Here is a 24,675-nt window from a genome sequence, read left to right on the forward strand (position 1 = left end):
CTTATGAAACTTGACTATTTACAAGCCCTTAAACGTGTTGATGAAGCGCGCGGTGTTTGGATTTTACATGGTCAAGAGCCACTGTTAGAGCAAAATTTGCTTGATGCATTAAGAAAAAGCTGGGCAAAGCATGAAATTGAAAGACAGCGTCATGATTTAAATAGTGTTTCAGACTGGAAAAATGTTTTTAATGCTTTAAACAGCCTGTCTTTATTTTCACAACATCTCGCACTTGAAGTGCATGGCAATATCAAGCCAGATGCCAATGGATTAAAACAACTCAAACAATATATTCAACATAACGAACACAATTTACTTGTAATCGTGATGCCAAAGCAGGATTCAAGTAGTTTAAAATCTGCTTTCTTCCAAACGGTTGAAGCCAACGGTGTAGTTGTTGCATTGACGGCGAATTACCCACAAGACCGTCAGCGCATCTTGGTAATTGAAGCAGAACAACTTGGTATTCAACTCAATCAAGATGCATGGGTATGGCTTGAACAACATCATGAACACAATTTATTGGCTGCTAAAAACAGTTTAATGCGTGTTGCAGATACATTCCCCGATCAAAAACAGATTGAAATCGACCATTTACAACAATGCTTACAAGATCAATCCCGCTACAGCACTTTTGATTTAAGCGATGCATTGATCGCTGGAAATTTAGCTTTAGCCATTAAGATTTTCCAATATCTTTTGGAGTCTGGAGAACCTGATAGTTTAATTTTATGGACCATTAGTAAAGAAATGCGTCTTTTGATGCAATTGTATGAACAGCCACAAAATGCTTTACAACTTGGCATTTGGAAAACAAAAATTTCTTTGTACCAACAAGCACTTAGACGTTTAAATCCACAATCGTTTTTAACATGGTCGACACTTTTATTACGCATTGATGCGGCAATTAAAGGGCTTAGTCAAGAAAAACCCGAACATATCATTCAACAATGTATTGCAGAGTTGTGTGGAAAGTCTTTATTTATCAATGCTTAATTTTTAAGCATAAAGATCAACTAGAATAATTCTCATTTCTATTTATTATAAAAAATTCACGCTTTATCCTTAATTCATCATTATAATTTGATCAATTTTTCTCTCAGTCTCATTATTGCTATGCCAAAAATAAAACCAGCCAAAGCCATTTTTATAGCGGCCTGTGTAGCGATCGTCGCAGCAATCGCATGGTACACATTAAAACCAAAAAATACACAGCCTCAGTATATTACTGCTGAAGTAACCCGTGGAGATATTGAAGATTCTGTACTTGCAACAGGCGACTTGGAAGCAACCAAAATGGTCAGTGTGGGTGCACAGGTTTCTGGTCAGGTCAAAAAAATGTATGTAAAGCTGGGAGATCAAGTCAAACAAGGACAATTGATCGCACAAATTGATTCTGTACGACAAACCAACGATTTAAAAACAGCAGAAGCAAGTATTAAAAACCAACAGGCACAATTGACCACAAAACAAGCCACTTTAGCCAAGGCTGAAGCTGAATATAATCGTCAGAAGAATATGTATGCACAAGATGCGACATCTAAGGCTGATTACGACAGTGCGTTGGCTGCGTTTAAGACAGCACAAGCCGATATTGCATCGATGAATGCGCAAATTGAACAATCTAAACTGACACTGGCAACCTCACAAGAAAACTTAGGCTATACCCGTATTGTTGCGCCGATGGATGGTACTGTGGTTGCAATTGTGACTGAAGAAGGTCAAACCGTTAACGCGAATCAAAGCGCTCCAACGATTGTGAAGCTTGCTAAACTTGACACCATGACCATCAAAGCCCAAGTATCAGAAGCTGATGTCATGAAAGTTCAGGAAGGTCAAAAAGTTTATTTCACAACACTGGGAGACAGTGAGAAAAAACGTTATGCAACACTACGTCAAGTAGAGCCTGCACCTGAATCAATCAATACAGAAACAACCAGCAATTCTTCATCATCGTCATCAAGCACTGCGATTTATTATAATGCGCTCTTCGATGTGCCAAATGATGATGGCAAGTTGCGTATTGATATGACAGCTCAGGTTTATATTATTTTAGCGGAAGCTAAAAATGCTTTGACTGTTCCTGCAGCTGCACTTCAAGCTTCAAATCGCCCACAACGCGCCAATAAATCAAATGGTCAATCTGCTGCAAATTCAAATCGCCCTGCTTCTTCTGCTCAAGGTCAAACCCATAAAGAGGGACAAAATGCAGCTGATCGCCCAGAGCGTCTTGAGTTAACCGCAGATGAGAAAGCTTTGCTAGATCAAGGTAAAGCATCCGTTGCAATCGTTCGTGTTTTACAGGCTGATGGCAGTGCCAAACGTAAACAAGTATTAATTGGTTTAAATAACCGTGTTACAGCAGAAGTGTTACGTGGCTTAAATGAAGGTGATCAAGTGATTCTCGCCGATGGTTCAGACACGTCGAATGATTCTGCAAAACGTAGCAACAGAAATGGCCCAATGAGACTCTAAGCATGGATCAGAACAATCATCAGATCAAACCTCTACTCGAGGTTAGTAATCTGATACGTGAGTTCCCTGCGGGTGAATCCACTATTCAGATTTTAAAAAGTATTAATTTAAAGATTTATCCGGGTGAGTTGGTTGCCATCGTTGGTCAGTCTGGTTCTGGTAAATCGACCTTGATGAATATTTTGGGTTGTCTGGATCAGCCAACATCGGGAAGCTATCAGGTAAATGGGCGTGAAACCCGTAAACTTGAACCTGATGAGCTGGCTCAGTTACGTCGTGAGTATTTTGGCTTTATCTTCCAGCGCTATCACTTATTGGGTGATTTGAATGCTGCTGGAAACGTCGAAGTCCCTGCAATTTATGCAGGTATGGACCCCACCGTTCGTCAAAAGCGCTCGCATGAAATCCTGACTGATCTTGGACTTGGTGAAAAAACTGAAAACCGTCCAAATCAACTTTCAGGCGGTCAGCAACAGCGTGTTTCGATTGCCCGTGCCTTGATGAATGGTGGTGATGTTATTCTTGCCGATGAGCCAACAGGCGCATTGGATAAAAATAGCGGTATTGAAGTGATGCGCATCTTGCGCGAGCTAAATGCCAAAGGTCATACCATCATTTTGGTTACACATGATATGAATGTCGCAAAAAATGCGACACGTATTATTGAAATCAGTGACGGGAATATTATTGCAGATAAGCCTAATGTTCCAGAACATGACGATGTGATTGAGGTTGTTGCAGATGCAGAGCCCAAATCCAGTCGAAAAAAATCATCTCGTTGGCGTTCAGCACTAGATCGTTTTGCCGAAGCTTTCCGTATGGCTTTGCTCGCAATGAATGCACATCGTATGCGTACTTTCCTGACCATGTTGGGGATCATTATCGGGATTGCATCCGTGGTGTCTGTCGTTGCACTCGGAAATGGCTCACAAAAACAAATTTTGGAAAACATCAGCAGTTTAGGTACCAATACTATTACGGTCTTTCAGGGTCGAGGCTTTGGTGACAACTCAAAGACAGCTCAATTTAAAACCCTTGTGCCCGCAGATGCTGATGCACTATCTGAACAGCCCTATGTAGAAGCAGTTAGCCCAACAGTGAACAGTAGCGTTACAGCGCGATTTAAAGATACCGAAGCAGCAGCCACCGTAAATGGTGTAAGTGCAGACTTCTTCACTGTAAGAGGTTTAGAGTTTGTCGCAGGTCAACCTTTTGACAAACAAAGTGTGACTCAACGTGCGCAGGATGTCGTGATTGACTCGAACACCAAAAAGACATTCTTTGCTGATGGCACTGACCCGTTAGGACAAGTGATTTTATTGGGCAGTGTTCCGAGTCGAATCATCGGAGTCATTGATGCACAACAAGGCTTTATGAGTTCTGATAGCCTAAATGTCTATCTCCCTTACTCAACCGTGATGAGTCGCATGTTAGGGCAGTCTAATGTACGTAGCATCATTGTTCGTGTCAAAGACACCTACCCGACCGCTGTGGCTGAAAATGCCATTTTAAGCTTGTTAGAACAGCGCCACGGTGCACAAGATGTCTTTACACAAAACTCTGACAGTATCCGTCAAACTATTGAACAAACCACCCAAACCATGACCTTATTGGTGTCTGCAATTGCAGTGATTTCGCTTGTGGTGGGTGGAATCGGCGTAATGAATATTATGCTGGTTTCCGTGACTGAACGTACTCAGGAAATTGGGGTCCGTATGGCGGTGGGTGCACGACAAAGCGATATTCTACAACAGTTTCTGATTGAAGCGATTTTGGTGTGTATTTTAGGCGGAATATTAGGTGTCTTACTTTCATTAGGTATTGGACAGTTGATCGGACATATTGCCAAAGGCAGTTTCCAAATGGCGTATTCAAGTACTTCGATCATCGCAGCATTTGTATGTTCAACTTTGATTGGTGTGGTGTTTGGATTTATCCCAGCACGAAATGCCGCGCAGTTGAATCCTGTCGATGCACTTTCACGTGAATAACCGAAGAATAAGGAAAATATTAATGCAAATGAATTTAAGCAAACTTGCAACAGCCTTGATTCTTGGAAGCTCACTGGTGGGATGTGCTGCTGTGGTAAAAACCCCGTATGAAGCACCTGCGGTACAAATCCCCAATGGTTTTGCTTATGGCAAAGCAAAATCTCAACAAGTTCAAGCTGATCTTTATGCAGACCAATGGTGGACTTTATTTGGCGATAAGCAACTTAATCAATTGGTCAATCAAGTGATTGAACGAAATGCTGATTTGGCTGTCGCAGGGATTAATTTACAAACTGCACGATTAAGAGCTGGGTTAGCACGTGATCAACAAGGACCACGTGTCAATTCAAATGTTTCAACTGGACATAGCTTTGATCTCAACTCGGGCGATGATGCTGCCAAAGGTCTATCACTCAGTGCTGGCGTAAGTTATGAAGTCGATTTATTTGGTAAATTGGCGCGTCAGACTGAAGCCTCTAAATGGGAGTCTTTAGCCACTGAACAAGACTTGCAAGCGACTGGGCAAACCTTAATTGGTACAACTGCAAACTTATACTGGCAATTGGGTTACTTAAATGAACGCTATAGCTCTGCACAACAAAGCTTAGCCTCTACCCAAAAAACCTATGAATTGGTGCGCACCCAATACCGTGCAGGTGCTGTTTCAGGGCTGGATTTAACCCAAGCTGAGCAGTCTGTACAAAGCCAAAAAGCAAGTTTAAGTCAGATTGAACAACAGCGTGTTGAAGCACGTACTGCTTTGGCTGTGTTATTGCAGATTCCAGTACAACAGTTGAATATTCAAGAACCTCAACAGTTGCCACGGATTCGTTTACCTGAAATTGCGGCAGGCTTGCCCGCAGATATTTTGTCACGTCGTCCAGATTTGAGGGCTGCTGAATTACGTTTACGTGAGTCTTTAGCCACCAAAGATGCGACCAAAGCAAGTTATTATCCATCTATTAGCTTGACTGGAAATCTAGGTTCGACCAGCACCTCTCTGACCAATTTACTGAAAAATCCTGCGCTTACTTTAGGTGCAAGTCTAAGCTTACCGTTTTTACAATATAACGATATGCAAAAGAATTTAAAAATCAGTGAATTGGACTATGAAAAAGCCATCGTTCAATACCGCAATACCCTATATCAAGCTTTTGCAGACACGGAAAATGCGTTATCGAATCGAACTGAATTAGATAAACAAGTTGCACTACAACAAAAGAATCTTGAACTTGCGGAAAAAACTGAACGTTTGACTGATATTCGTTATCGTAATGGTGCGATTGCTTTAAAAAATCTTTTGGATGCCCAGGAAACAACACGTAGCGCTCGTTTGGCTTTGGTACAAACCAAACAAAGCCAGTACAACGCTTATGTGACGTTGATGCAAGCTTTAGGTGGTAGTCCGATTCAGCAGATGCCATAAAAACTTATTGAGATAAGAAAGTCCTTCGGGGCTTTTTTATTTGATTATTTTTCCAAAAGTATCGAGTTGGTATGTTGTCGAAGCATCAACAACATAGGGGTCTTTAGCATCAACCTGACATTCATTTTCAACTTGTTGAGACCATTTCGGTTGTTTATCAGCACGAATAAATTTATTGCGCGTTGCACCTAAAATTTTAATCATTGCCCTTGAGTAGAATGATCGAATTTCACTTTGATAATCTAATGCAACAATTTCCTTACTGGCTTCTAAAGACTCAGGCTGTGCTTCAATATTTAAACAATAGCTTAATTTCTCAGGTACTAAACGAGGACTCGTTTCTACTGTATGTTTATTAAAATAAAGCTTTTCAGGTCCGTTATTCATATACTCTTTAATAAACTGCCATATTTCTAGCGTTTCTTGCTTTTTATGCTTACTCAGTGCAAAAGCAAAGGTGTAAGTAATCAAGCCATTGTTATCCTTGATAAACCCCTTGATCTCCCAAAAAGTGCCCTCGTAGCCTCCCAGTCGATGATTTAAAATAAAGTCAATCTTCTCCCAATTCTCTGAAAAGATTTGACCACTGACATCATAAACATAGACTTTTTGATTTTTTCTATTGAAGCGGATTGGATAATAGTTATAGCCTAATTTTTCATACTTTTTAAAATTTTGATAACCTTTGTAAAAAACATAAAAAATAAAAGAAAATAAAATATGCATTGGAGAAAAAACGACGATGAAGCCGAGTAAACTTTCAGCATCACGAATTACTGTTATATAAAAAAATATGAGCCAAACAATCAAAATAACTGGAACTGCTATAAAAAGAACTCCAAGCAAATTAAAATAGGAATTACCTTTTAAAAAGAAGCTGTTATTTACACATTCCATATAGGTAGAGTTCATTTTTACAAAGTGATAGCCATGAAACACACTTGATTTATAAGCTATTTTCTTCGAAAGAATATTTTGCTTTTCTTTAGGTGTTAGGTACCTAGCATTGTTATACACTGGATATTGTAATGTACCATTAAGCATATTTGACCTATTCAATATGGTTTAAGATAAAATCACCTTCTCGTGCTTTATCTGCTATCTTTAGTTTTAAACTGAATATGTATAAAGCTTCATTATTCATGCTGCTTCTCTTTCACACTAAAAAAACCAAATTTCAAATTGTCTTTTGCTGTCACACTATAGGGATCATTTTCATCTACAACATGCTCCTTTTTCAGCGTTTCACTCCAATAAAATGGCTTAGAAAAAACAACTGTAATTCGTCGCCCAAAGAAACGTAAAAATTCAGGTACAGCAAAAATAAGTGCATAGAGTGGTGTCTGAAAATGATTGATAAACACGGTTTGCCAACTTTGCTTCAAGGATTCTTTTTTCTCTTGAATATCATAACAATAGGTTAATTTACTTTTATAATCTTGCTCAGGGTCGTCTATCCCCTTTCTGTAGTACAACGGTTCAGGTCCCTGTTCTACATAAGTTTTGATAAATAATAAAAAGCCTTCTATATAGTCTTTATGAATATTCGGTGTACCCAGCTGTATATCATGTTTTATCACTTCACCGTCAAGGATATAGGCATGTAACTCATACAATGGTAGCCCAACGACACCTTGTGATTGAACAATATCAAAATACAAATCATCTAATAAAAACTGAGTAGCGTTGTTCTCATCGGAACATATGGTCATGGTCTTTTTTTGTCTATTGATTAAGACAGGAAAATAAAGGGGCTTTAAAAAATCGAATTTAAAAAAAGAAAGGAACATCGTAATAAATATATAAAGAGCACTGAATATTACAATTATTGCACTGGTGTATATGACAAATACCTCATCCTCTACACCATCTTTTAAAAAAAATATGCTGAGATAAATAGTTAAAGTTAAAATAGGAAGTGCGACAAGGAGAAAAATTGTTACGATCTTTCCCTTCCAAGCATAATTTTTATTAGTGAATTCAATAAAGTTAGAGTTCATCTGAACAACTGAAAAATTATGATTGATCACTCGTTTCAGTTCAAAAGTATCAAGTTTAAAAAGCTGATACTTCTTTACACGTTTTCCAACTTGTGTACGAGGATCGAAATACCATGGATTTTTCAACAAAAAGACCACTCCCCAATAAAATTCATTTATCCTTTATTTCAAATTCTTTAAACTCATAATTATCACGATAAGTGATTTCTTCTTCTCGAATTTTATCCATTTCATTGGCTTTAACCACATCTGAATGCCACACTGGTAGAGGTTTAATTCTTAAGAAAATTCGTCTTGCAATCAAATTACAAAGGTCAAATGGAAATGCAAAATAGCTCGGTAATGGATTATTGAAATACACACATCTAAAAGATCTCCATGTATCTTGAATACTTTCTTTTGAACCCACCATACGTTGACAAAAGGTTAATTGTTTCAAAGGATCAATTGTTCCATACATAGGATGTGGATGCGGTTTTAGTTCGTCCATACCATGTTGCATATAATGACAAATAAAGCTCCATAACCCCAGTGATGCACCATTGCCTATTTTAGGAAAACCGATCAAGAATGTATCTTTTAAAATACCATCTTCAATGATATGCGCTCGAAGTTCATAAATTGGCATTCCTCCTAAGCCTTGCGATGTTCCTAAAGCATAAGTTACATCTAACCAATGCTTTTCTAAATATTCTTGTCCATTGATATAGAAATACACTTTTTGAGTGTTGCGATTAAAAATAATTGGTCGGCAAATGGGTCTTCCTTTATCATATTTAAAAATTGGATAAAAACAAAAAAAAACAATTACGAAAATCAAGAAAGAAATATAAAAAACATCAATATAAAGAATTGAGAATAATAAAAATATGATAGGAGAAAAAATAAAAAAAATACTGAAACTTTTCCCTAATCTTGCATAATATTGGTCAATCAATTCAATATAATCATGATTCATTCTTAAAAAAGACCAGTTATGATTTAAATCATGTCGATCTTGCAACGTTAAAACGTTTTCTATATCCGCTACATCTATAGGAATATTTTTCTTAAATTCATCATAACCAAAATAGTAGTTTTTTTCTTTTATATTCATTTTTATAGCGTCAGCCGAGACTTAGGCTGCCTCCCCATCTCCAGTAAACGTTAAACACAATGTGTATGAAGTCTGATTATTCATGTTGCTTCTCTTTCACACTAAAAAAACCAAACTTTAAATTGTCTTTTGCTGTCACACTATAGGGATCATTTTCATCTACAACATGCTCCTTTTTTAGTGCTTCACTCCAATAAAATGGCTTTGAAAAAACAACGGTGATTCGTCGTCCAAAGAACCTTACAAATTCAGGTACAGCAAAAATAAGCGCATAGAGTGGTGTCTGAAAATGATTGATAAACACGGTTTGCCAACTTTGCTTCAAGGATTCTTTTTTCTCTTGAATATCATAGCAATAGGTTAATTTACTTTTATAATCTTGCTCAGGGTCGTCTATCCCTTCTCTGTAGTACAAGGGTTCAGGTCCCTGCTCTACATAAGTTTTGATAAATAATAAAAAGCCTTCTATATAGTCTTTATGGATATTCGGTATGCCTAACTGTATATCATGTTTTATCACTTCACCATCAAGTATATAGGCATGTAACTCATACAAAGGTAGTCCAACGATACCTTGTGATTGAACAATATCAAAATAAAGATCACTTAATTGTAATCGCAGAAATTCGTTATTTTCATGAAAAGTTACTACTTTGTTCTTCCTATTTAGCATTATCGAATTGTATAAAGGCTTAAAAAGTTCCTTACTTATCAGGGGGTGAAGCATCGTTATAAGAATGTATAAGCTTGCAATAAAAATAGATATTGCCCCAAACCACATAATGTAATCTATTTCACCATAATCAAAAAAAATCATATATATGAAGAAAATACTCATTACAAGCACAGGAATGCCGATTAGAAAAGAATAGATAAATGACTTCCCAATCCAAATATATTCTTTATTAATAAACTCTATAAATGAAGAATTCATCTGCACAACCGAAAAATTATGATTGATCACTCGTTTCAGTTCAAAAGTATCAATTTTAAAAAGCTGATATTTCTTTACACGCTCTCCAACTTTTGTACGAGGAACGAAATACCATGGATTTTTCATTTTAAACCTATTTATTTAGTACAATCCAAGTTACTCAACAACGCTAATATCATTAAAATATAAGCATTTAAAGACTCAATTCAGTTTTTAATAAGTCTTCTTTATAACATGCCAATTATCAGTTAGGATAAAAACTAAAATATTGATAGTCTTATTTAAAAATGATGAAACACAATATAATTGCTATTTTACTCTCCACTTTAGCCTTATCTGCTTGTGCAAAAACCACCAATGAGACGCATAGCAATTCAACAGCTCAAAAGACCAATGAAAAAAACGATCTTGAGTTACAACAAAGAATTAAAACATTGGTGGAGAAAACCAAAAAGAATATGATTTTTGTACAAGGTGGTACGTTTATGATGGGTGACTTCGGTGAACTCGTCAATAAAGGAAAATTACCTTTTGATGGCGATGCTCATAGTAAACCTTTACATAAAGTCACTTTAGATAGTTATAGCCTAAATGCCTATAAGTCCAGTTATGAAGACTTAGACACTTATAGTGCAGCAACAGGACAGCCTAAAGTTATGGATGATCCAGATATCATTGATAAGAGATATAAAGATGCTGCCGCTGGACTCAATTGGTATCAAGCCCGTGATTACTGCCAATGGTTAGGCAAACAATTAAATGTACCTATGGACTTACCAACTGAAGCACAATGGGAATATGCTGCTCGTAACCGCGGTCAACAAGTGGTCTATCCCACCGATAATGGTAAACTAGAATATGGTAAAAACTTTAATAGTTATCAACAACAAAAAGATTTCTCGCGTAAGGTTTCAGGGGATGCCATCATTTTAGTTTCTCAATTAGGTGCGTACCAACCTACTCCATTAGGTTTTTACGACTTAATCAATGAAAACTTAGAATGGGTTGCTGACTGGTATGCACCTGATTATTATTCTAAATCATCAGAAAAAAATCCTAAGGGACCTGAAACAGGTACAGCTAAAGTCCTTAGAAGTACCAATACCAGGGATGAATATATGATTCGAACTGCTTTTGGCTTTACTTTTTCAAGAATGTTTAAAGAACCCGATTTAAAAGGTCATGACTTTGAAGATTATTATAGGACCTCAGTGAGATGTGTTGCTAATAGTCCTAAACCTTTATTTTAATTAATTATTATTATACAAACGCCAAACCCCTTTAACCTTTATATTTTTTAACAGAATCAAACTTTATATTGTACAGATTATCAGTTAGGATAAAAACTAAAATATTGATAGTCTTATTTAAAAATGATGAAACACAATATAATTGCTATTTTACTCTCCACTTTAGCCTTATCTGCTTGTGCAAAAACCACCAATGAGACGCATAGCAACTCAACAGCTCAAAAGACCAATGAAAAAAACGATCTTGAGTTACAACAAAGAATTAAAAAATTGGTGGAGAAAACCAAAAAGAATATGATTTTTGTACAAGGTGGTACGTTTATGATGGGTGACTTCGGTGAACTCGTCAATAAAGGAAAATTACCTTTTGATGGTGATGCTCATAGTAAACCTTTACATAAAGTCACTTTAGATAGTTATAGCCTAAATGCCTATAAGTCCAGTTATGAAGACTTAGATACTTATAGTGCAGCAACAGGGAAGCCTAAAGTTATGAATGATCCAGATTTGCAAGATTTACGATATAAAGATGCTGCCGCTGGACTCAATTGGTATCAAGCGCGTGATTACTGCCAATGGTTAGGCAAACAATTAAATGTACCTATGGACTTACCAACCGAAGCGCAGTGGGAATATGCTGCTCGTAACCGCGGCCAACAAGTGGTTTATCCCACCGATAATGGTAAAGTAGAATATGGTAAAAACTTTAATAGTTATGAACAACAACAAGCATTCACAGAAACTGTTGCAGAGAACTCGATAATACTCATCACTCAACTTGGCGCTCATCAGCCTACTCCATTAGGTTTTTACGACTTAATCAATGAAAACTTAGAATGGGTCGCTGACTGGTATGCACCTGACTATTATTCTAAATCACCTGAAAAAAATCCCAAAGGACCTGAAACAGGTACGGCTAAGGTCCTTAGAAGTACAAATGCAAAAGATGAATATATGATTCGGACTGCTTTTGGCTTTACTTTTTCAAGAATGTTTAAAGAACCTGGCTTAAAAGGAAAGGATTTTTCTCGCTATTACACTACTTCAGTCCGATGTGCTGCCAATAGTCCAACGCCTATACAAAAATAGAATACCTATGACCCCATTAGTTTAAAGTCTAAGCTCATATTTTTTATTCAGTGAAATTTTAAATTTCATTTTTAACCATAAAACGGATCTTAGGAAATATTTATTATGCCCTAAGATCCTTAATATTTTACGTTAAATATGTATCGTTATCAGGTTCTGAGAATAATGGTTTATCGTTAGCACTCGCCAAATATAGAATTTCATTATTTTCATCATATCCCTGCATAATTTTGACTTGTTTAAAAATACTGTCATCCTGATTATAAGCAATTTGTGGTAAAGGCCATGTCTTAATTCCTTCCAAACTTGTTCTTGCTTCTATAAAGTCTTTAATCCATTTATTGGTAGGTCCTGTATATTTGGTATTGTTATTTAGAGCCAAAACAATATTTTCTATTTGAAACCGCACCAAGTTTAAACCACTGGCTAAAAAATTAATAATATGTCTTTCAAGGTTTTTTGTATTTCCAGTACTTTTTTTACCTTGCTGATTGACTCTTTCTATAATATTTCGCCATTCATTTACATGCAGTGTTGATTTAAAAATATTAACAATAGCTGTTTTTCGTTGATCCAAATAATGAATCCCATCCCAATCTATAGCTGGGAAATCATCATAATGTGCCCAACGAGTATTCCAATGACATAGAGAATATACCAAGATCCCTTTGGAGTTGGGTGTTAAACCGATCAATGACTGTAAATTATTATTTATATTTTGAGCGCATGCCAATTTGGCTTCTTCAGATTTAATTGTTGCTGTCCATTTTCTAAAGTCTTGGCTTACATCACCGAGAAAATCTGATATATTATTTAACTGGGTAGAATATTTTTTTAAAATTGTATAATCATTATTTGCGGCAAGCATCGCAAAAAGTTGTGATAATTGCTCAAATAAATCAGTAGCAATATAAGCCAAATGCATAAAGCCCATTTTCAGTAAATTCTTTTTGATAAACAGCATTAAAGATACTAAATCTTTAGGATTTACCTCCAAATCAACCGCGCCTTTTGCCCCAATCCCATAACACAAATGGGCAGCCAACTTGATCCTGATCGAACCATTCGTGTGAATGTACATATAAAAATTAAATTCTGCTCCTGCACCACCACTCACGCCAGCAGTAACGGCTGCTTTTGCTAATGTTTCAAACTTAGGCTCTCCACTTGATTCACGAGGGTTTCCATTCGCATTAAACCACTGCAATTCAACTTTTGGAGTAAGCGCTAATTGGGCGCCAGCAAAGGCTTTTACTTCTACTTGAGCTTTATTTAGCACATCAGGAGGTATATCTTCATTACTTTTGACTTCTACTTTTAAGCCTTTTACTGCATCCACTGCATCTTTCATCGACTTTTTAGGATCATGTGAAATTGCTTGTAGTTTTTGATAGCCTGCAACGTTACCAATCGCGACACTCGTTTGACCTGCAATTGCTAGATTTGCACCTGCAAATCCTTGTAATGCGGCACCAGCAACAACTCGAATTGTCGCAATGGGATCGCCACCATCAAAAACAATACTCCAACCGTATTTAGATGGCCAAAAAAAGTCCCAATTTGCTCGTCCCTCAAATAATACAAATTTTGCAGCCGCCTTTGCTTCAGCTTTACCATGTAAATGTTCCTTAGACAAGTTAAGCGTAGCCTCTGTACCATTTGTACCTACAAATCTCATCCACTGCGCATCTACTGTGAGTTCATCATTTTCACTCATCATATTGTATTGGTTAGAATACTCTCCTCCCACACGTCCCAACACTGGTAAATACAAATCTCGAATGCTTTTTTCATCCGCTGATTTTGATTTGTAACTTGCTAATTCAACACCTACACCATTTATAAATTTTTTTAAACTATCATTAAACTCTCGAGGATTCGATGTGTTTATTTCCTCTGTCCCTTCTCTAGCATTTGTACTTGTATCACTGGTTATCTTGATTTTAGTTGTGCTTTTATTTATTCGTTGAGTTCTTAATTCTTCGATTCTACGTTTATTGGCATATCTTCTTAAGATATTTGGATTACCATTTGAGTTTCCACTTGCTTCAATCACAAGTACTTCTTGGATTTCTGCACTGTTTTTAAACTCTCCATTAATTTTGTCTAGGGCGTCCTTTTTTGCGATACCCAGTCTTTCTTCAATTTTTTTTATGTCAGTTGGATTTCTTGCTTCAAGTTGTAACTCTAAATCTTTTTTATTTTTATAAATTGAAGATATAGATTTCTCAAAATCTTTAGTTAACTTATCGAACGGCTTAAAAACATCCATCGGTAAAATATAAATTTCATTGGTTTTTGGTACAATAATTATCGGTAATGTTGTTTTAGCACCTAAACTCGCTGTATAAGTTTCTTTAGGATTTGTAGTCGTGCTACTTAGCTTAATTTCAAAAGGATGAAAATTCCCTTTAGTTGAAGTCACTAGTGGTACCATTAATGGAGATTTAAATTTAATTCCATTCAAATCAAATTCAATATAAGTTTTATGATCCGTATATAACAGATTTGATATTGATTTTTCATTCAATACACTGGATTTAATTTGTTTTGATGAGGCATCCAATCTTTCATTTTTTTCATTAAATATTCGATAACCACCTTTAGGAAAATACTTTATTTGCCCTCCTACTCTCATAAAAACCTGATACAAAATAAAAGCTTTCTGTAAAACATCAATTCGTTTTTCTACAACAATCGTCTCTTTCTTGTTTACTTTTAAATCACCAGATTTATTAAAAACTGGTCTCGTACTGATATAACTATAACTTTCCGATTTTATTCTATAAACACCATTTTTATCATCTTTAGTTATGGGCTTCTTACTATCAAGCCAAATAGTAACTTCCGCAGTCAAATAAGCATCAAAATATACTGCTCTCGTTTCTCCTTTGCTATTGGTTGAAAAGGAGTCCTGTAGTAGTACATTTGGACCAATTGTACTTAAATTTTTAACTATTAATTTATAGTTTATTCCAGAAAGCACATTACCTACATTATCTTTTACAACCAAAATGAGTTTATTATTTTTTGGCTGTATATTTGCTTTAAAAATATCGCCATTTTGATTATTTTTTAATAAAAAATTTTCCACAATCTATTCCTTTATTTTTAAATTATAGCTATTAATATTTTCATCTTCTATATAAATAGAGATATTTTCAGGAGATGGTGTTGTTACTTTTTGTGTTTTACCCTGACTATCCGTAACACCCTGAATAACATCACCATTCTGCAGTATCATTAAATACTTTTTATTCGCTAATGGATTTCCAAGTAAGTCTTTAGCTTCATAGGTTAAATAACAAGGCGTTTCTTTGAATTCACGAGATTTCATTTCAACCTTTGCACCACTAGTAAACTTCTGCTGCCCAGATTTCACTTCAAATAATCCACCAGTCGTTGCAAATACACCTGAACCATTGAGCTTCACTTCCGAGCCATCACCAATCAGCTTGATTTCTTTCGGACTGATAATATAAATCGTATCTTCTGTGGAAATGATTTGAATGCCTTTGCGTGCAATCAAATCAGCACCATCACCCTGTGCTTGAATCTCTACTTTCCCCTTGCCAGCATAAAGTCTTGCACCTTCCTGTGCTGCAAATAGGCTGATCTTTGAACTGGCATGTCCCACCAAGGATTTTTGTGTGCTTAGATTAATGCTTCCGCCTGCACTATGACTGATTTGCCCATCCGCAGAGAGGTGGATGTCTTCATTGCTTGATAGTGCAATTGAATTTGGTGAAGCCAGCATCATTACTGCGGACTTAAATGCATCCGCTTTTTTCGGATCTTGTTGAGCCAGTGTATTGATAAACCCTTTGATTCGTTCTAAGACCTCTAAAGGATCAGTCTGTTGGTTCTTGGCAACTTCACTTAAGGCTTTGGCATTGTTCAGGCTACTTTCTAGCTGACTTTTGGCTTCGGTTGTATCTAGATGATTACCTGATGCGCCATCTTGTGCATGGGTACTCAGCAGTAAGCCTTGACCTGCACGTACCGCACCCCATTGATCCGTTCTTAGCTCAAAGCCTTCTCCTCGCCCTTCGCTGCTATCTGTCTCTTTTGGATGACTGAGGTTTCCAAGATTGAGTTGAGTTGCACCATGACTGCTGTGTAACTGACTGCTGATCTGGTTGGTGGTATCGTCAAATCTCAGTTGGTTATAGCCACTACCCTGATATTCCTTACTTTTGATCCCTGCCAATTTCTTGGTATCGGGCAACTTGCCTTTGTCATCAAACTTGCTCGGGCTGCGTTGCGCTTCATGAATTCGACCCACCACAAATGGTCTGTCAATGTTGCCATCAAAGAAGTCGATGACAACAATCTCCCCAATCCTCGGTAGGAAGCGAGCTCCATAACCTTCGCCTGCCCATGGGGTCAAGACATCAACCCAAGCTGAGTCAGTATCATTGTTATTCGCGCCTGCGCCACCATCATGACTGTGGTCTTCATTGCGGGTAAAGAGGAAGCGAACCTTGATGCGTCCCCATTCATCCACATGGATTTCTTCTCCACTTGGACCAACCACTCTCGCTCGCATTGGATGGACTGCGGGTCTTTGAGTTAAGGGATTATATTCAGGAACAACCGTAATATTACGTCGTTGTAGCACCAACTGATTCGCTTGGCGTTCTTCGTTGTTGTTTACGGTGAGATGGGGGCGTTGCCAATCACTTTGTTTTAACAAAGTTTCGACTTGATGGCTCAAGTCTTTGGGTAAATTATTTTGGTTATAAAAGTTTTTGGAGATGATCAAGAACTGCTGATCGGCAGAATCTTTTAGCTCTAGACTTGGATGTTGGTCAAGCTCAAAGTGATAACCAACCTGCGCATCTCGTACCGTCGATATTGCCGTGAATTGTTTGGCTTGGGCATCGTAGTAGTTGCTGAGGTTTTGGTTAAAGCGTTCGATCTGACTGTTGCCCGATGGCGTTGCACCATCTTCCCCATTCAGATCAGGAATCCATGCAGGGCTAAAGTGCCATACTTGTTCTAAGCCAAGACTGGCGTTATCGTACTGGTCACTGTGCTGATATTTGCTTTGTACATTGCCTGCACCTTCTTCGGTTTCAAGAATATCGGCTTGCCAACGGTGGATATGTACCGATGTCGGTTGAAGGGAGCGTTGTCCTGTAAAATTGATAATCGAATCGCTAGTCTCTATAGCCGAACTTCGATGAAAGCGGATCGTGCGTCGTTCTAAACTTTCGTATTGAGTATTGTCATCAATCAATCGAAGCTTTTGAGGCTGGATGGGTTCATTAAAATGAGAGACTTTAAGCTGTGCTTCATCAATTAAACTCGTCACACCTTCCGATGCTAGAAGCCTTTGAATAAGATCTATATCTCGTTCATTATTCTGCATAATGAGTGGTCGAATATCATAGTCTTTGGTCAGCCCAGTTTTATCTAAACTCAAACTAGCAGCAAACAGCGGACTTCTTTGTTGCCATTCTTTATGAAGTATTTCAACAACTTGAATCACCGACTTATTCAGAAAAACTCTACTATTACGGCGTTTATGCCACAGTGACGTTGCATCCTCAAGTTTGAGCTTATAGACCGTCAGTGCGCCATCACTTTGTCCTTGTGCAGCTTCGGTAATGATGCCTGTGGTACGGAACAATTGTCCTCGGTCGGTGACTTGGTCGATTGCAGCTTGGCAACCGATAAATTGTTTGAGTGGAATATTTGCAGATGTTGCAAGACAGATCAGTTCCACAGACACGCCTTGATTGATGGCATGTTGTCCATCAATGCGTTGCAAGAACACTTGGGCAGTCAAATCAGGATTGCTAAACTGAATGTGCAAAGCTCTTTTTTGAGCGGTTAATCCAAGTTGTTCTAAAGCCGAAAATATATTGGCAAAATTCATTTTCTTATCTAACTTAAAATAATATTAATATTTATCTATATTTAATCAAAAAAAACGATTGAATCCTAGTTTATTGATCGGTTAATTTTTAAGAAATTGTAAAAAAACCTCAATATTCATATTTTAATATTGAGGTTTATGTTTTGAATTCAGTCAGTTAAATATACTTAACTTTATTCGCTATCCATCATGGATTGGCTCATACCCACAGTATTGAAACCTGCATCGACATACAAGATTTCACCTGTAATACCATTTGCCCAAGGTGAACATAAGAACAATGCCGCATTACCAACATCTTCAATTGTCACATTGCGTTTCAGTGGTGCTATTTTTTCATTGGCATCTAACATCTTACGGAAAGACTTAATCCCTGATGCCGCTAGAGTACGGATTGGACCTGCTGAAATCGCATTTACACGAATTCCTTCTGCACCTAGACTCGAAGCCAAGTAACGTACACCTGCTTCTAAAGATGCTTTTGCCATACCCATCACGTTGTAGTTTGGCATCACAGACTCAGAACCTTGGTAGGTCAAAGTCAGTAAACATCCTTGGCGAGCAAGCAATAAAGGTTTCGCAGCACGTGCCATTGCCACAAAGCTATAAGCACTGATGTCATGTGCAATTTTAAAGCCTTCGCGGTCAGTTACGTCCGTAAAATCACCATCCAGCGTATGCGCAGGTGCAAAGCCGATAGAGTGGACAACACCATCCAAACCATCCCAATGTTTTGCCAGTTCAGCAAAAGCATGGTCAATTTCTGCATCTACAGCAACATCACAAGGAAAAACCAGCGTTGAACCAAATTGTTCTGCAAACTCATCCACACGTTTTTTTAATTTATCATTTGGGTAAGTAAATGCGAGTTCTGCACCTTCACGGTGTAATGCCTGAGCAATACCAAATGCAATGGATAATTTACTTGCAATACCCGCGATTAAAAAGCGTTTACCTGCCAATAGTCCTTGTGCCATGAAATTCTCACTTGATTAATTTTGTAAGCATAATGCCAAGTCTTGGCTCAGAACTAAATTGCATAATGCATCTTTTTTTAAAAGTTTAGTAAAAATATAAAAAAACGCACTGTAAAAAGTGCGTCTTTATCAAATCTATTTTGCTCGATCAGTAATGATTAATCATCACCTTGCAATAAGCTCAATAAACGTAGGAATGAATAGTACATCCAAACCAAAGTTGCCAATAAAGCAATACCACATAACCATTCATATGATTTAGGCGCACGTTGTGCAGCAGCAGATTCAATCAAATCAAAGTCAAGGATCAAATTAAGTGAAGCAATCACTGCAACAAATGCAGCAAAACCAATACCTAACAGGTTACTTTCAAATAAGAACGGAATGCTTGAACCAAATGCCAAACGCATGATGAATTGCACCACAAACACCAAACCAATGGCGATGGACGCTGAAATCACAACCGATTTAAATTTTTCAGTTGCACGGATAATTTGGAATTTATATAAACCAAACATCACCAAAGTTGTGACAAAAGTTGCCAAAAGCGCTTGTAAAGGAATACCTGGGAACTTCAATTGGAAGATGACGGAAACACCACCTAAAAATGCACCTTCAAAGAATGCATAAGGAATCGCCAACACACGTGCTGTATTCGGTTTAAATGTCGCAATTAAACCTAAAATCAAACCACCAATTGCACCAACCATTGTAGCAGCGTATGCAATTCCTACATTCATGGTGCTAAAGCTATAAAAGAAAATTCCAACACCTAATACCGCAGCAATCACAGTCAATAAAATAGACTTTTGAATTGCGCCTTGTATGGTCATTGGCTGTTCATAATCCGCATACGTTTCCGCACGCGTTAAAATTGGGTTATTACTTTGCATAGTCAATCTCTTTGTAATAATTCAAATATAAAAGGATATTAAAACGTTTTTTATGCAAACAATTTGAACTGCTTGCTCTTTTTTGTAACGAGTTGTCAGAAGACATCGATTTCAGTATAGCTTAAAAAATTAAAATTCATAGTAAAAAAGAGATTAAAAATTCCCTTGTTTCAATCTGATATATACCTATATATCAGTTTATATCTAACAATTGAAAGATGAATAAACTTGTTATAAATAAATGATTAGATGAGTTTAAACTCGATAAAGCCCAATCCATGATGTGACTGAACGTATTTTAGTAAAGCCATGTGATCTCCTCACATATTGCAGATAACCTTTCCGAGTCTCATGTTTTATCAAGATTTTTAGATCAAACTCAGCTTATTTAAACTTTAACAATAAAGCGGGGGCATTAAAAGCTTTATATTATTCAACAAAATGTTCGTAGCATTGATTTTATTGATCTATTGAAATTATATTTTACTGTATAATTTTTCAACAGATTGACTGTAACTTACACGAGCGATCTTGAGATTGAAATTTTATATCAACGATGTAGGTATAACTTGACTGAATAAACCAAGCCAATATAGTCAGACGATGTCGCTATCGCGGTTGGCGGCATGGATGCCGCCGTCGGTCAAGGGCGATATGGAAATCCCCTTTGACCGAAAAAAGATTTTTGCTATCTTTTCGTCTCTGAAAAGTAAAACATCGCCTACGCAAATCTATTTAAACTTTAACAATAAAGCGGGGGCATTAAAAGCTTTATATTATTCAACAAAATGTTCGTAGCATTGATTTTATTGATCTATTGAAATTATATCTTACTGTATAAGTTTTCAACAGATTGACTGTAACTTACACGAGCGATGTCGAGATTGAAATTTTATATTATCCAAGTAGGCATAGAATAGAGCCAATATAAATATAGTCAGATGATGATGCTCTTTGAATACCAAAGAGCAACAGCAACAAACTTAGGGGGAGTACCCTAGCCGATCATCTCACTCAAACTGGCTTAATCTTTATTCTCAATAAAGAAATATTGACGGTAGTATTTTAATTCTGCGATTGAGTCGCGAATATCATCCATCGCCAAATGTGATGCATTTTTCTTAAGACCACTCATAATTTCTGGTCTCCAGCGTTTTGCCAACTCTTTAACAGACGATACATCCAAATTACGATAATGGAAAAATTGCTCAAGCTCTGGCATTAAACGATGCATAAAGCGACGATCTTGGCAGATTGAATTACCACACATCGGTGATGATTTCGGACTGACCCATTTCTTTAAAAATTCTAAGGTTTGTTGTTCCGCATCTTGCGCTGTGAGTTTACTGCGACGTACACGTTCGATCAAACCTGACTGACCATGTTGTTTGGTATTCCACTCATCCATTGCATTGAGAATAATATCTGATTGATGCACTGCAAGTACCGGACCTTCCGCCAAAATATTTAAATGGTCATCTGTCACAATGGTTGCGATTTCAATGATCTTGTCATTATCAGTATCTAGACCTGTCATCTCGAGGTCAATCCAAATTAAGCGGGTATCCAGTGTACTGCTCATAGAGTCAATCTTATTAGGTCAATAAAAAAATGAATAGTAGCAAATTTCTTACTTCTGCGCTGTAATTCATTCGCTCATCATGGTATTTTTGCCTTCTCATTTTCAAGGTTTTTTTAGGACATGAATGGCTTTAATTCGTAAACGTCGTTTGACTGAACAGCAGCAACGCCGCATTCAGAAACAACATAAAACACGTCAAGAAGAAATCGACACTTCCAACGACCTAGAAGGTCTGGTTGTTCAGCATTATGGACGACAACTCGAAGTACAAGCCCTTTCTACACCCGCTCAACATCCACAAAAACCTATTGTTCAAGCAGGCGAACCTGAACCCTTTTGGAAACCAATTGAAATCGGCAGTGTCTGGCGTTGTCATACCCGTACCAATCTTGAATTGTTGGTCACAGGGGATAAAGTTAAATGGCAGGCAGACCCCAATACCGGTTTAGGTATTATCACAGCTATTCACCCGAGAACATCACTGTTAACTCGCCCAGACCGTTACCACAAGGTCAAACCTGTGGCAGCCAATATCAGCTTGATCGTGATTGTTTTTGCGCCTTTACCAGAACCTGCACCTACCTTAATTGATCGTTATTTGGTGGCTTGTGCAGATGCCAATATTCCTGTGCTGTTGGTTTTGAACAAATCCGACTTACTCAAAGACAGTGACCCAATTTTAGATCTCATCAAAGAGTATCAAGACTTGGGCTATGAAGTGTTGATCACACAGTCTGAAGGTGATATTAGCGAACCGAAGCAACGTTTAGACAATGAAACCGTCGCTTTTGTAGGTCAATCGGGTGTAGGCAAAAGTACATTGATTAATGTTATTGTTCCCGATGCAGAACAGAAAACCAACATCATTTCTGAAAACTCAGCACTTGGACAACACACGACAACATCAACACGTTTAATTCGCTTTGGTGAAAATGGTGCATTGATTGACTCACCAGGAATCCGTGAGTTTGGACTGTGGCATCTAAGCCTCGAAAAAATTGATGCTGGTTTTCCCGAAATCTCCAACTTGATTGGACATTGTCAATATCGTAATTGCACGCATACCCATGAAAAGCAATGTGCGGTTAAAAAAGCAGTGGATGATGGTCAAATTCTAGCCAGACGTCTGGAAAGTTATTTGCGCTTAATTGAAGAAATCACTGATGCGCAACAAAAAAATTAAATTTCTTCTGCGATAACCTTGAAGCGGTGATTTTGATCACCATATATATACGCTATACTCGACGCAGTTTTTGATTGTAATTAGGTGACTTGTGGAACGTTGGTTTGAGTTTATGGGGAATCACCCCTTCTTATTTGGTATTTTAGGGGCACTCATTGTCTTGTTCTTTATTTTTGAAGGACAACGTAGTGGTCGTAAAATTTCACCACAATCCCTTGGTATTTTGGTGAAAGCCAAAAATGCAATGCTGATTGATTTACGTGATGCGAAAGATTTTCGCGAAGGTCATGTCAGTGGTAGCCGCAATATTCCCTACAGCCAAATTGCCAGTCATATTGAAGAATTGAAAACTGCAGATCGCCCTTTAGTCTTTATCTGTAACTTAGGTCAAGTGGCAGGTAGTGCCTTGCAACAAGTCGGTCATGCAGACAGTTATCGTCTAGATGGTGGTATTAGTAACTGGAAAGCCCAAGGCTTGCCATTAGTTAAAGCTAAAAAATAAGCTTAAGGAGCTCAACATGTCTGCTGAAGTAAAAGTTTATTCAACAACTTTCTGCCCATACTGTGTACGTGCAAAATCTCTGCTTGAGCGTAAAGGTGTTGCTTTTACCGAAATTAATCTCGATCAAGAAGCACCTGAGGTTAAGACTGAGCTAATCCAGCAAACCAAGCACCGTACTGTGCCACAGATTTTTATTAATAATGAATTCATCGGTGGTTTCGACCAGCTTTATGCTTTAGAAAAAGCGGGCAAACTCGATGAATTACTTGCGTAATTAATCACTTCTTAAAATTTAAGGAATAAAGAATGAGTGAAGAACAACAAGCTCAACCACAACTAGCTTTAGAACGTATTTATACAAAAGACATTTCTTTTGAAGTGCCTGGCGCTCAAGTTTTTACGAAAGAATGGCAACCTGAATTAAACATCAACTTGTCTTCTGCTGCTGAAAAAGTTGATGCAACACACTTTGAAGTATCGTTAAAAGTCGTGGTTCAAGCAAACAATGCAGGTGATACAGCATTTATCGTGGATGTTACACAATCAGGTATTTTCTTGATTGATGGTATCGAAGAAGATCGTCTTCCTTACATCTTAGGTGCATACTGCCCGAACATTTTATTCCCATTCTTACGTGAAGCTGTGAACGATCTTGTGACTAAAGGTAGCTTCCCACAATTACTTCTTACGCCAATCAATTTTGATGCTGAGTTCGAAGCAAATATGGAGCGCGCTCAAGCCGCTGCTGCTGAAGGTCAAGCTTAATTTCTTAGATTTTAAGTTTGAAAAGACCGCTTTGTGCGGTCTTTTTTATTGCCGAATCAGTAAAATAAAGTTCACTCAAATTTCACAAAATTTGATCATGGCATTTTTTATACTTTAAAAATCAAAATACGACGACAAATCACCTATGCCCATTACCCCCTTACATTTAGGTTTAGGTACAACGTGTAAAGGAATCGGAAATCATCGCTTTAGCTTACTGATTTTTTCGGGTATTCAAGTCCTGATGGATATCGAACCCTTGCTTGGTATGATTTTGGGCTGGAATACTTTACATCTTTATACCCACAATTTAATCGGTGCCTTATTGATTGCTTTAATCGCAATTCCCATAGGCAAAGTGATGAGTGAGTTTGTCTTGCGCAGACTACTCAAACAAAAAAATTGGCAAATCACATGGCGAGTGGCAACTCTCAGTGCACTGACAGGCAGTTTTAGTCACATTCTTTTAGATGGTTTGATGCATGCAGACATGTACCCTTTTTATCCCTTCAGTCAAACTCAATTTCTGCTAAATTTAATTCCCTACCCTTTTATTTTTTATGGTTGTTTTATTGGCTTTATCTTTGGCGGCATCCTGTTTCTGCTGCATGAAAAATAACAACAAAAA

The 24,675-nt window shown here is 37.4% G+C and carries 20 protein-coding genes; 11 read left to right on the forward strand and 9 right to left on the reverse strand.

What is annotated here, in order from left to right; translation table 11 throughout:
* The first annotated feature begins 3 nt into the window (after positions 1–3).
* The 4 genes from holA to TOL5_RS18665 all read left to right on the forward strand — a co-directional run bounded on the left by holA (position 4) and on the right by TOL5_RS18665 (position 5,892).
* The gene (holA, locus tag TOL5_RS18650; RefSeq protein ID WP_151780526.1) at positions 4–996 is read left to right on the forward strand and encodes a DNA polymerase III subunit delta; all 993 of its coding nucleotides are present in this window, start codon (positions 4–6) and stop codon (positions 994–996) included.
* 120 nt (positions 997–1,116) lie between these two features.
* Positions 1,117–2,475, forward strand: coding sequence for a MacA family efflux pump subunit (locus TOL5_RS18655; protein WP_139420702.1), 1,359 nt, complete (start codon positions 1,117–1,119; stop codon positions 2,473–2,475).
* Positions 2,476–2,477: 2 nt separating this feature from the next.
* On the forward strand, positions 2,478–4,466 hold the full coding sequence (locus TOL5_RS18660; RefSeq protein ID WP_009584406.1) for a MacB family efflux pump subunit: 1,989 nt from the start codon (positions 2,478–2,480) through the stop codon (positions 4,464–4,466).
* A gap of 22 nt (positions 4,467–4,488) precedes the next feature.
* Positions 4,489–5,892 (forward strand): efflux transporter outer membrane subunit, encoded by a 1,404-nt coding sequence (locus tag TOL5_RS18665; protein WP_151780527.1) that lies wholly within the window; start codon positions 4,489–4,491, stop codon positions 5,890–5,892.
* A 36-nt stretch (positions 5,893–5,928) separates the two neighbouring features.
* Here TOL5_RS18665 and TOL5_RS18670 read toward each other — a convergent pair whose 3' ends face one another.
* The 4 genes from TOL5_RS18670 to TOL5_RS18685 form a co-directional block, all read right to left on the reverse strand.
* Positions 5,929–6,936: a DUF6708 domain-containing protein gene (locus TOL5_RS18670; protein WP_198114649.1), complete on the reverse strand. Its 1,008-nt coding sequence runs from the start codon at positions 6,934–6,936 to the stop codon at positions 5,929–5,931.
* A gap of 92 nt (positions 6,937–7,028) precedes the next feature.
* A complete protein-coding gene (locus tag TOL5_RS18675; RefSeq protein ID WP_151780591.1) occupies positions 7,029–8,018 on the reverse strand; it encodes a hypothetical protein in 990 nt (329 codons plus the stop codon).
* Between the two features lie 25 nt (positions 8,019–8,043).
* Positions 8,044–8,988, reverse strand: a complete 945-nt coding sequence (locus TOL5_RS18680) for a DUF6708 domain-containing protein (protein WP_151780529.1) — start codon at positions 8,986–8,988, stop codon at positions 8,044–8,046.
* 76 nt (positions 8,989–9,064) lie between these two features.
* Complete coding sequence (locus tag TOL5_RS18685; protein ID WP_009584364.1) at positions 9,065–10,048, reverse strand: hypothetical protein; 984 nt, start codon at positions 10,046–10,048, stop codon at positions 9,065–9,067.
* A gap of 164 nt (positions 10,049–10,212) precedes the next feature.
* Here TOL5_RS18685 and TOL5_RS18690 point away from each other — a divergent pair, with 164 nt between their 5' ends.
* Both TOL5_RS18690 and TOL5_RS18695 read left to right on the forward strand, forming a co-directional pair.
* Positions 10,213–11,172: an SUMF1/EgtB/PvdO family nonheme iron enzyme gene (locus TOL5_RS18690; RefSeq protein WP_221260730.1), complete on the forward strand. Its 960-nt coding sequence runs from the start codon at positions 10,213–10,215 to the stop codon at positions 11,170–11,172.
* 126 nt (positions 11,173–11,298) lie between these two features.
* Positions 11,299–12,261 carry a formylglycine-generating enzyme family protein gene (locus TOL5_RS18695; RefSeq protein WP_049044658.1) on the forward strand — a complete coding sequence of 321 codons (963 nt, stop codon included), beginning with the start codon at positions 11,299–11,301 and terminating at the stop codon, positions 12,259–12,261.
* A gap of 127 nt (positions 12,262–12,388) precedes the next feature.
* Here TOL5_RS18695 and TOL5_RS18700 read toward each other — a convergent pair whose 3' ends face one another.
* From TOL5_RS18700 to orn, 5 genes are all read right to left on the reverse strand, one after another.
* Positions 12,389–15,355, reverse strand: coding sequence for a hypothetical protein (locus TOL5_RS18700; RefSeq protein ID WP_151780530.1), 2,967 nt, complete (start codon positions 15,353–15,355; stop codon positions 12,389–12,391).
* Positions 15,356–15,358: 3 nt separating this feature from the next.
* The gene (locus TOL5_RS18705) at positions 15,359–18,145 is read right to left on the reverse strand and encodes a type VI secretion system Vgr family protein (protein WP_151780531.1); all 2,787 of its coding nucleotides are present in this window, start codon (positions 18,143–18,145) and stop codon (positions 15,359–15,361) included.
* 173 nt (positions 18,146–18,318) lie between these two features.
* Positions 18,319–19,122, reverse strand: a complete 804-nt coding sequence (locus TOL5_RS18710; protein WP_005033929.1) for an enoyl-ACP reductase FabI — start codon at positions 19,120–19,122, stop codon at positions 18,319–18,321.
* A 158-nt stretch (positions 19,123–19,280) separates the two neighbouring features.
* On the reverse strand, positions 19,281–20,015 hold the full coding sequence (locus TOL5_RS18715) for a Bax inhibitor-1/YccA family membrane protein (protein ID WP_005033931.1): 735 nt from the start codon (positions 20,013–20,015) through the stop codon (positions 19,281–19,283).
* A gap of 1,024 nt (positions 20,016–21,039) precedes the next feature.
* Complete coding sequence (orn, locus tag TOL5_RS18720; protein WP_009586958.1) at positions 21,040–21,597, reverse strand: oligoribonuclease; 558 nt, start codon at positions 21,595–21,597, stop codon at positions 21,040–21,042.
* 124 nt (positions 21,598–21,721) lie between these two features.
* Between orn and rsgA the strand changes: the two genes are divergently transcribed.
* The 5 genes from rsgA to TOL5_RS18745 all read left to right on the forward strand — a co-directional run bounded on the left by rsgA (position 21,722) and on the right by TOL5_RS18745 (position 24,666).
* A complete protein-coding gene (gene rsgA, locus TOL5_RS18725) occupies positions 21,722–22,780 on the forward strand; it encodes a ribosome small subunit-dependent GTPase A (protein ID WP_151780532.1) in 1,059 nt (352 codons plus the stop codon).
* Positions 22,781–22,871: 91 nt separating this feature from the next.
* Positions 22,872–23,282, forward strand: coding sequence for a rhodanese-like domain-containing protein (locus TOL5_RS18730; protein WP_004825084.1), 411 nt, complete (start codon positions 22,872–22,874; stop codon positions 23,280–23,282).
* A gap of 16 nt (positions 23,283–23,298) precedes the next feature.
* The gene (gene grxC / locus TOL5_RS18735; protein ID WP_004825086.1) at positions 23,299–23,556 is read left to right on the forward strand and encodes a glutaredoxin 3; all 258 of its coding nucleotides are present in this window, start codon (positions 23,299–23,301) and stop codon (positions 23,554–23,556) included.
* Between the two features lie 32 nt (positions 23,557–23,588).
* Positions 23,589–24,047, forward strand: a complete 459-nt coding sequence (secB, locus tag TOL5_RS18740) for a protein-export chaperone SecB (RefSeq protein WP_004825088.1) — start codon at positions 23,589–23,591, stop codon at positions 24,045–24,047.
* A 145-nt stretch (positions 24,048–24,192) separates the two neighbouring features.
* Positions 24,193–24,666, forward strand: a complete 474-nt coding sequence (locus TOL5_RS18745) for a DUF4184 family protein (protein ID WP_200150091.1) — start codon at positions 24,193–24,195, stop codon at positions 24,664–24,666.
* Positions 24,667–24,675 lie beyond the last annotated feature (9 nt).

Origin of the sequence: Acinetobacter sp. Tol 5, assembly GCF_019702905.1 — a bacterium.
GTDB lineage: Bacteria > Pseudomonadota > Gammaproteobacteria > Pseudomonadales > Moraxellaceae > Acinetobacter > Acinetobacter bereziniae.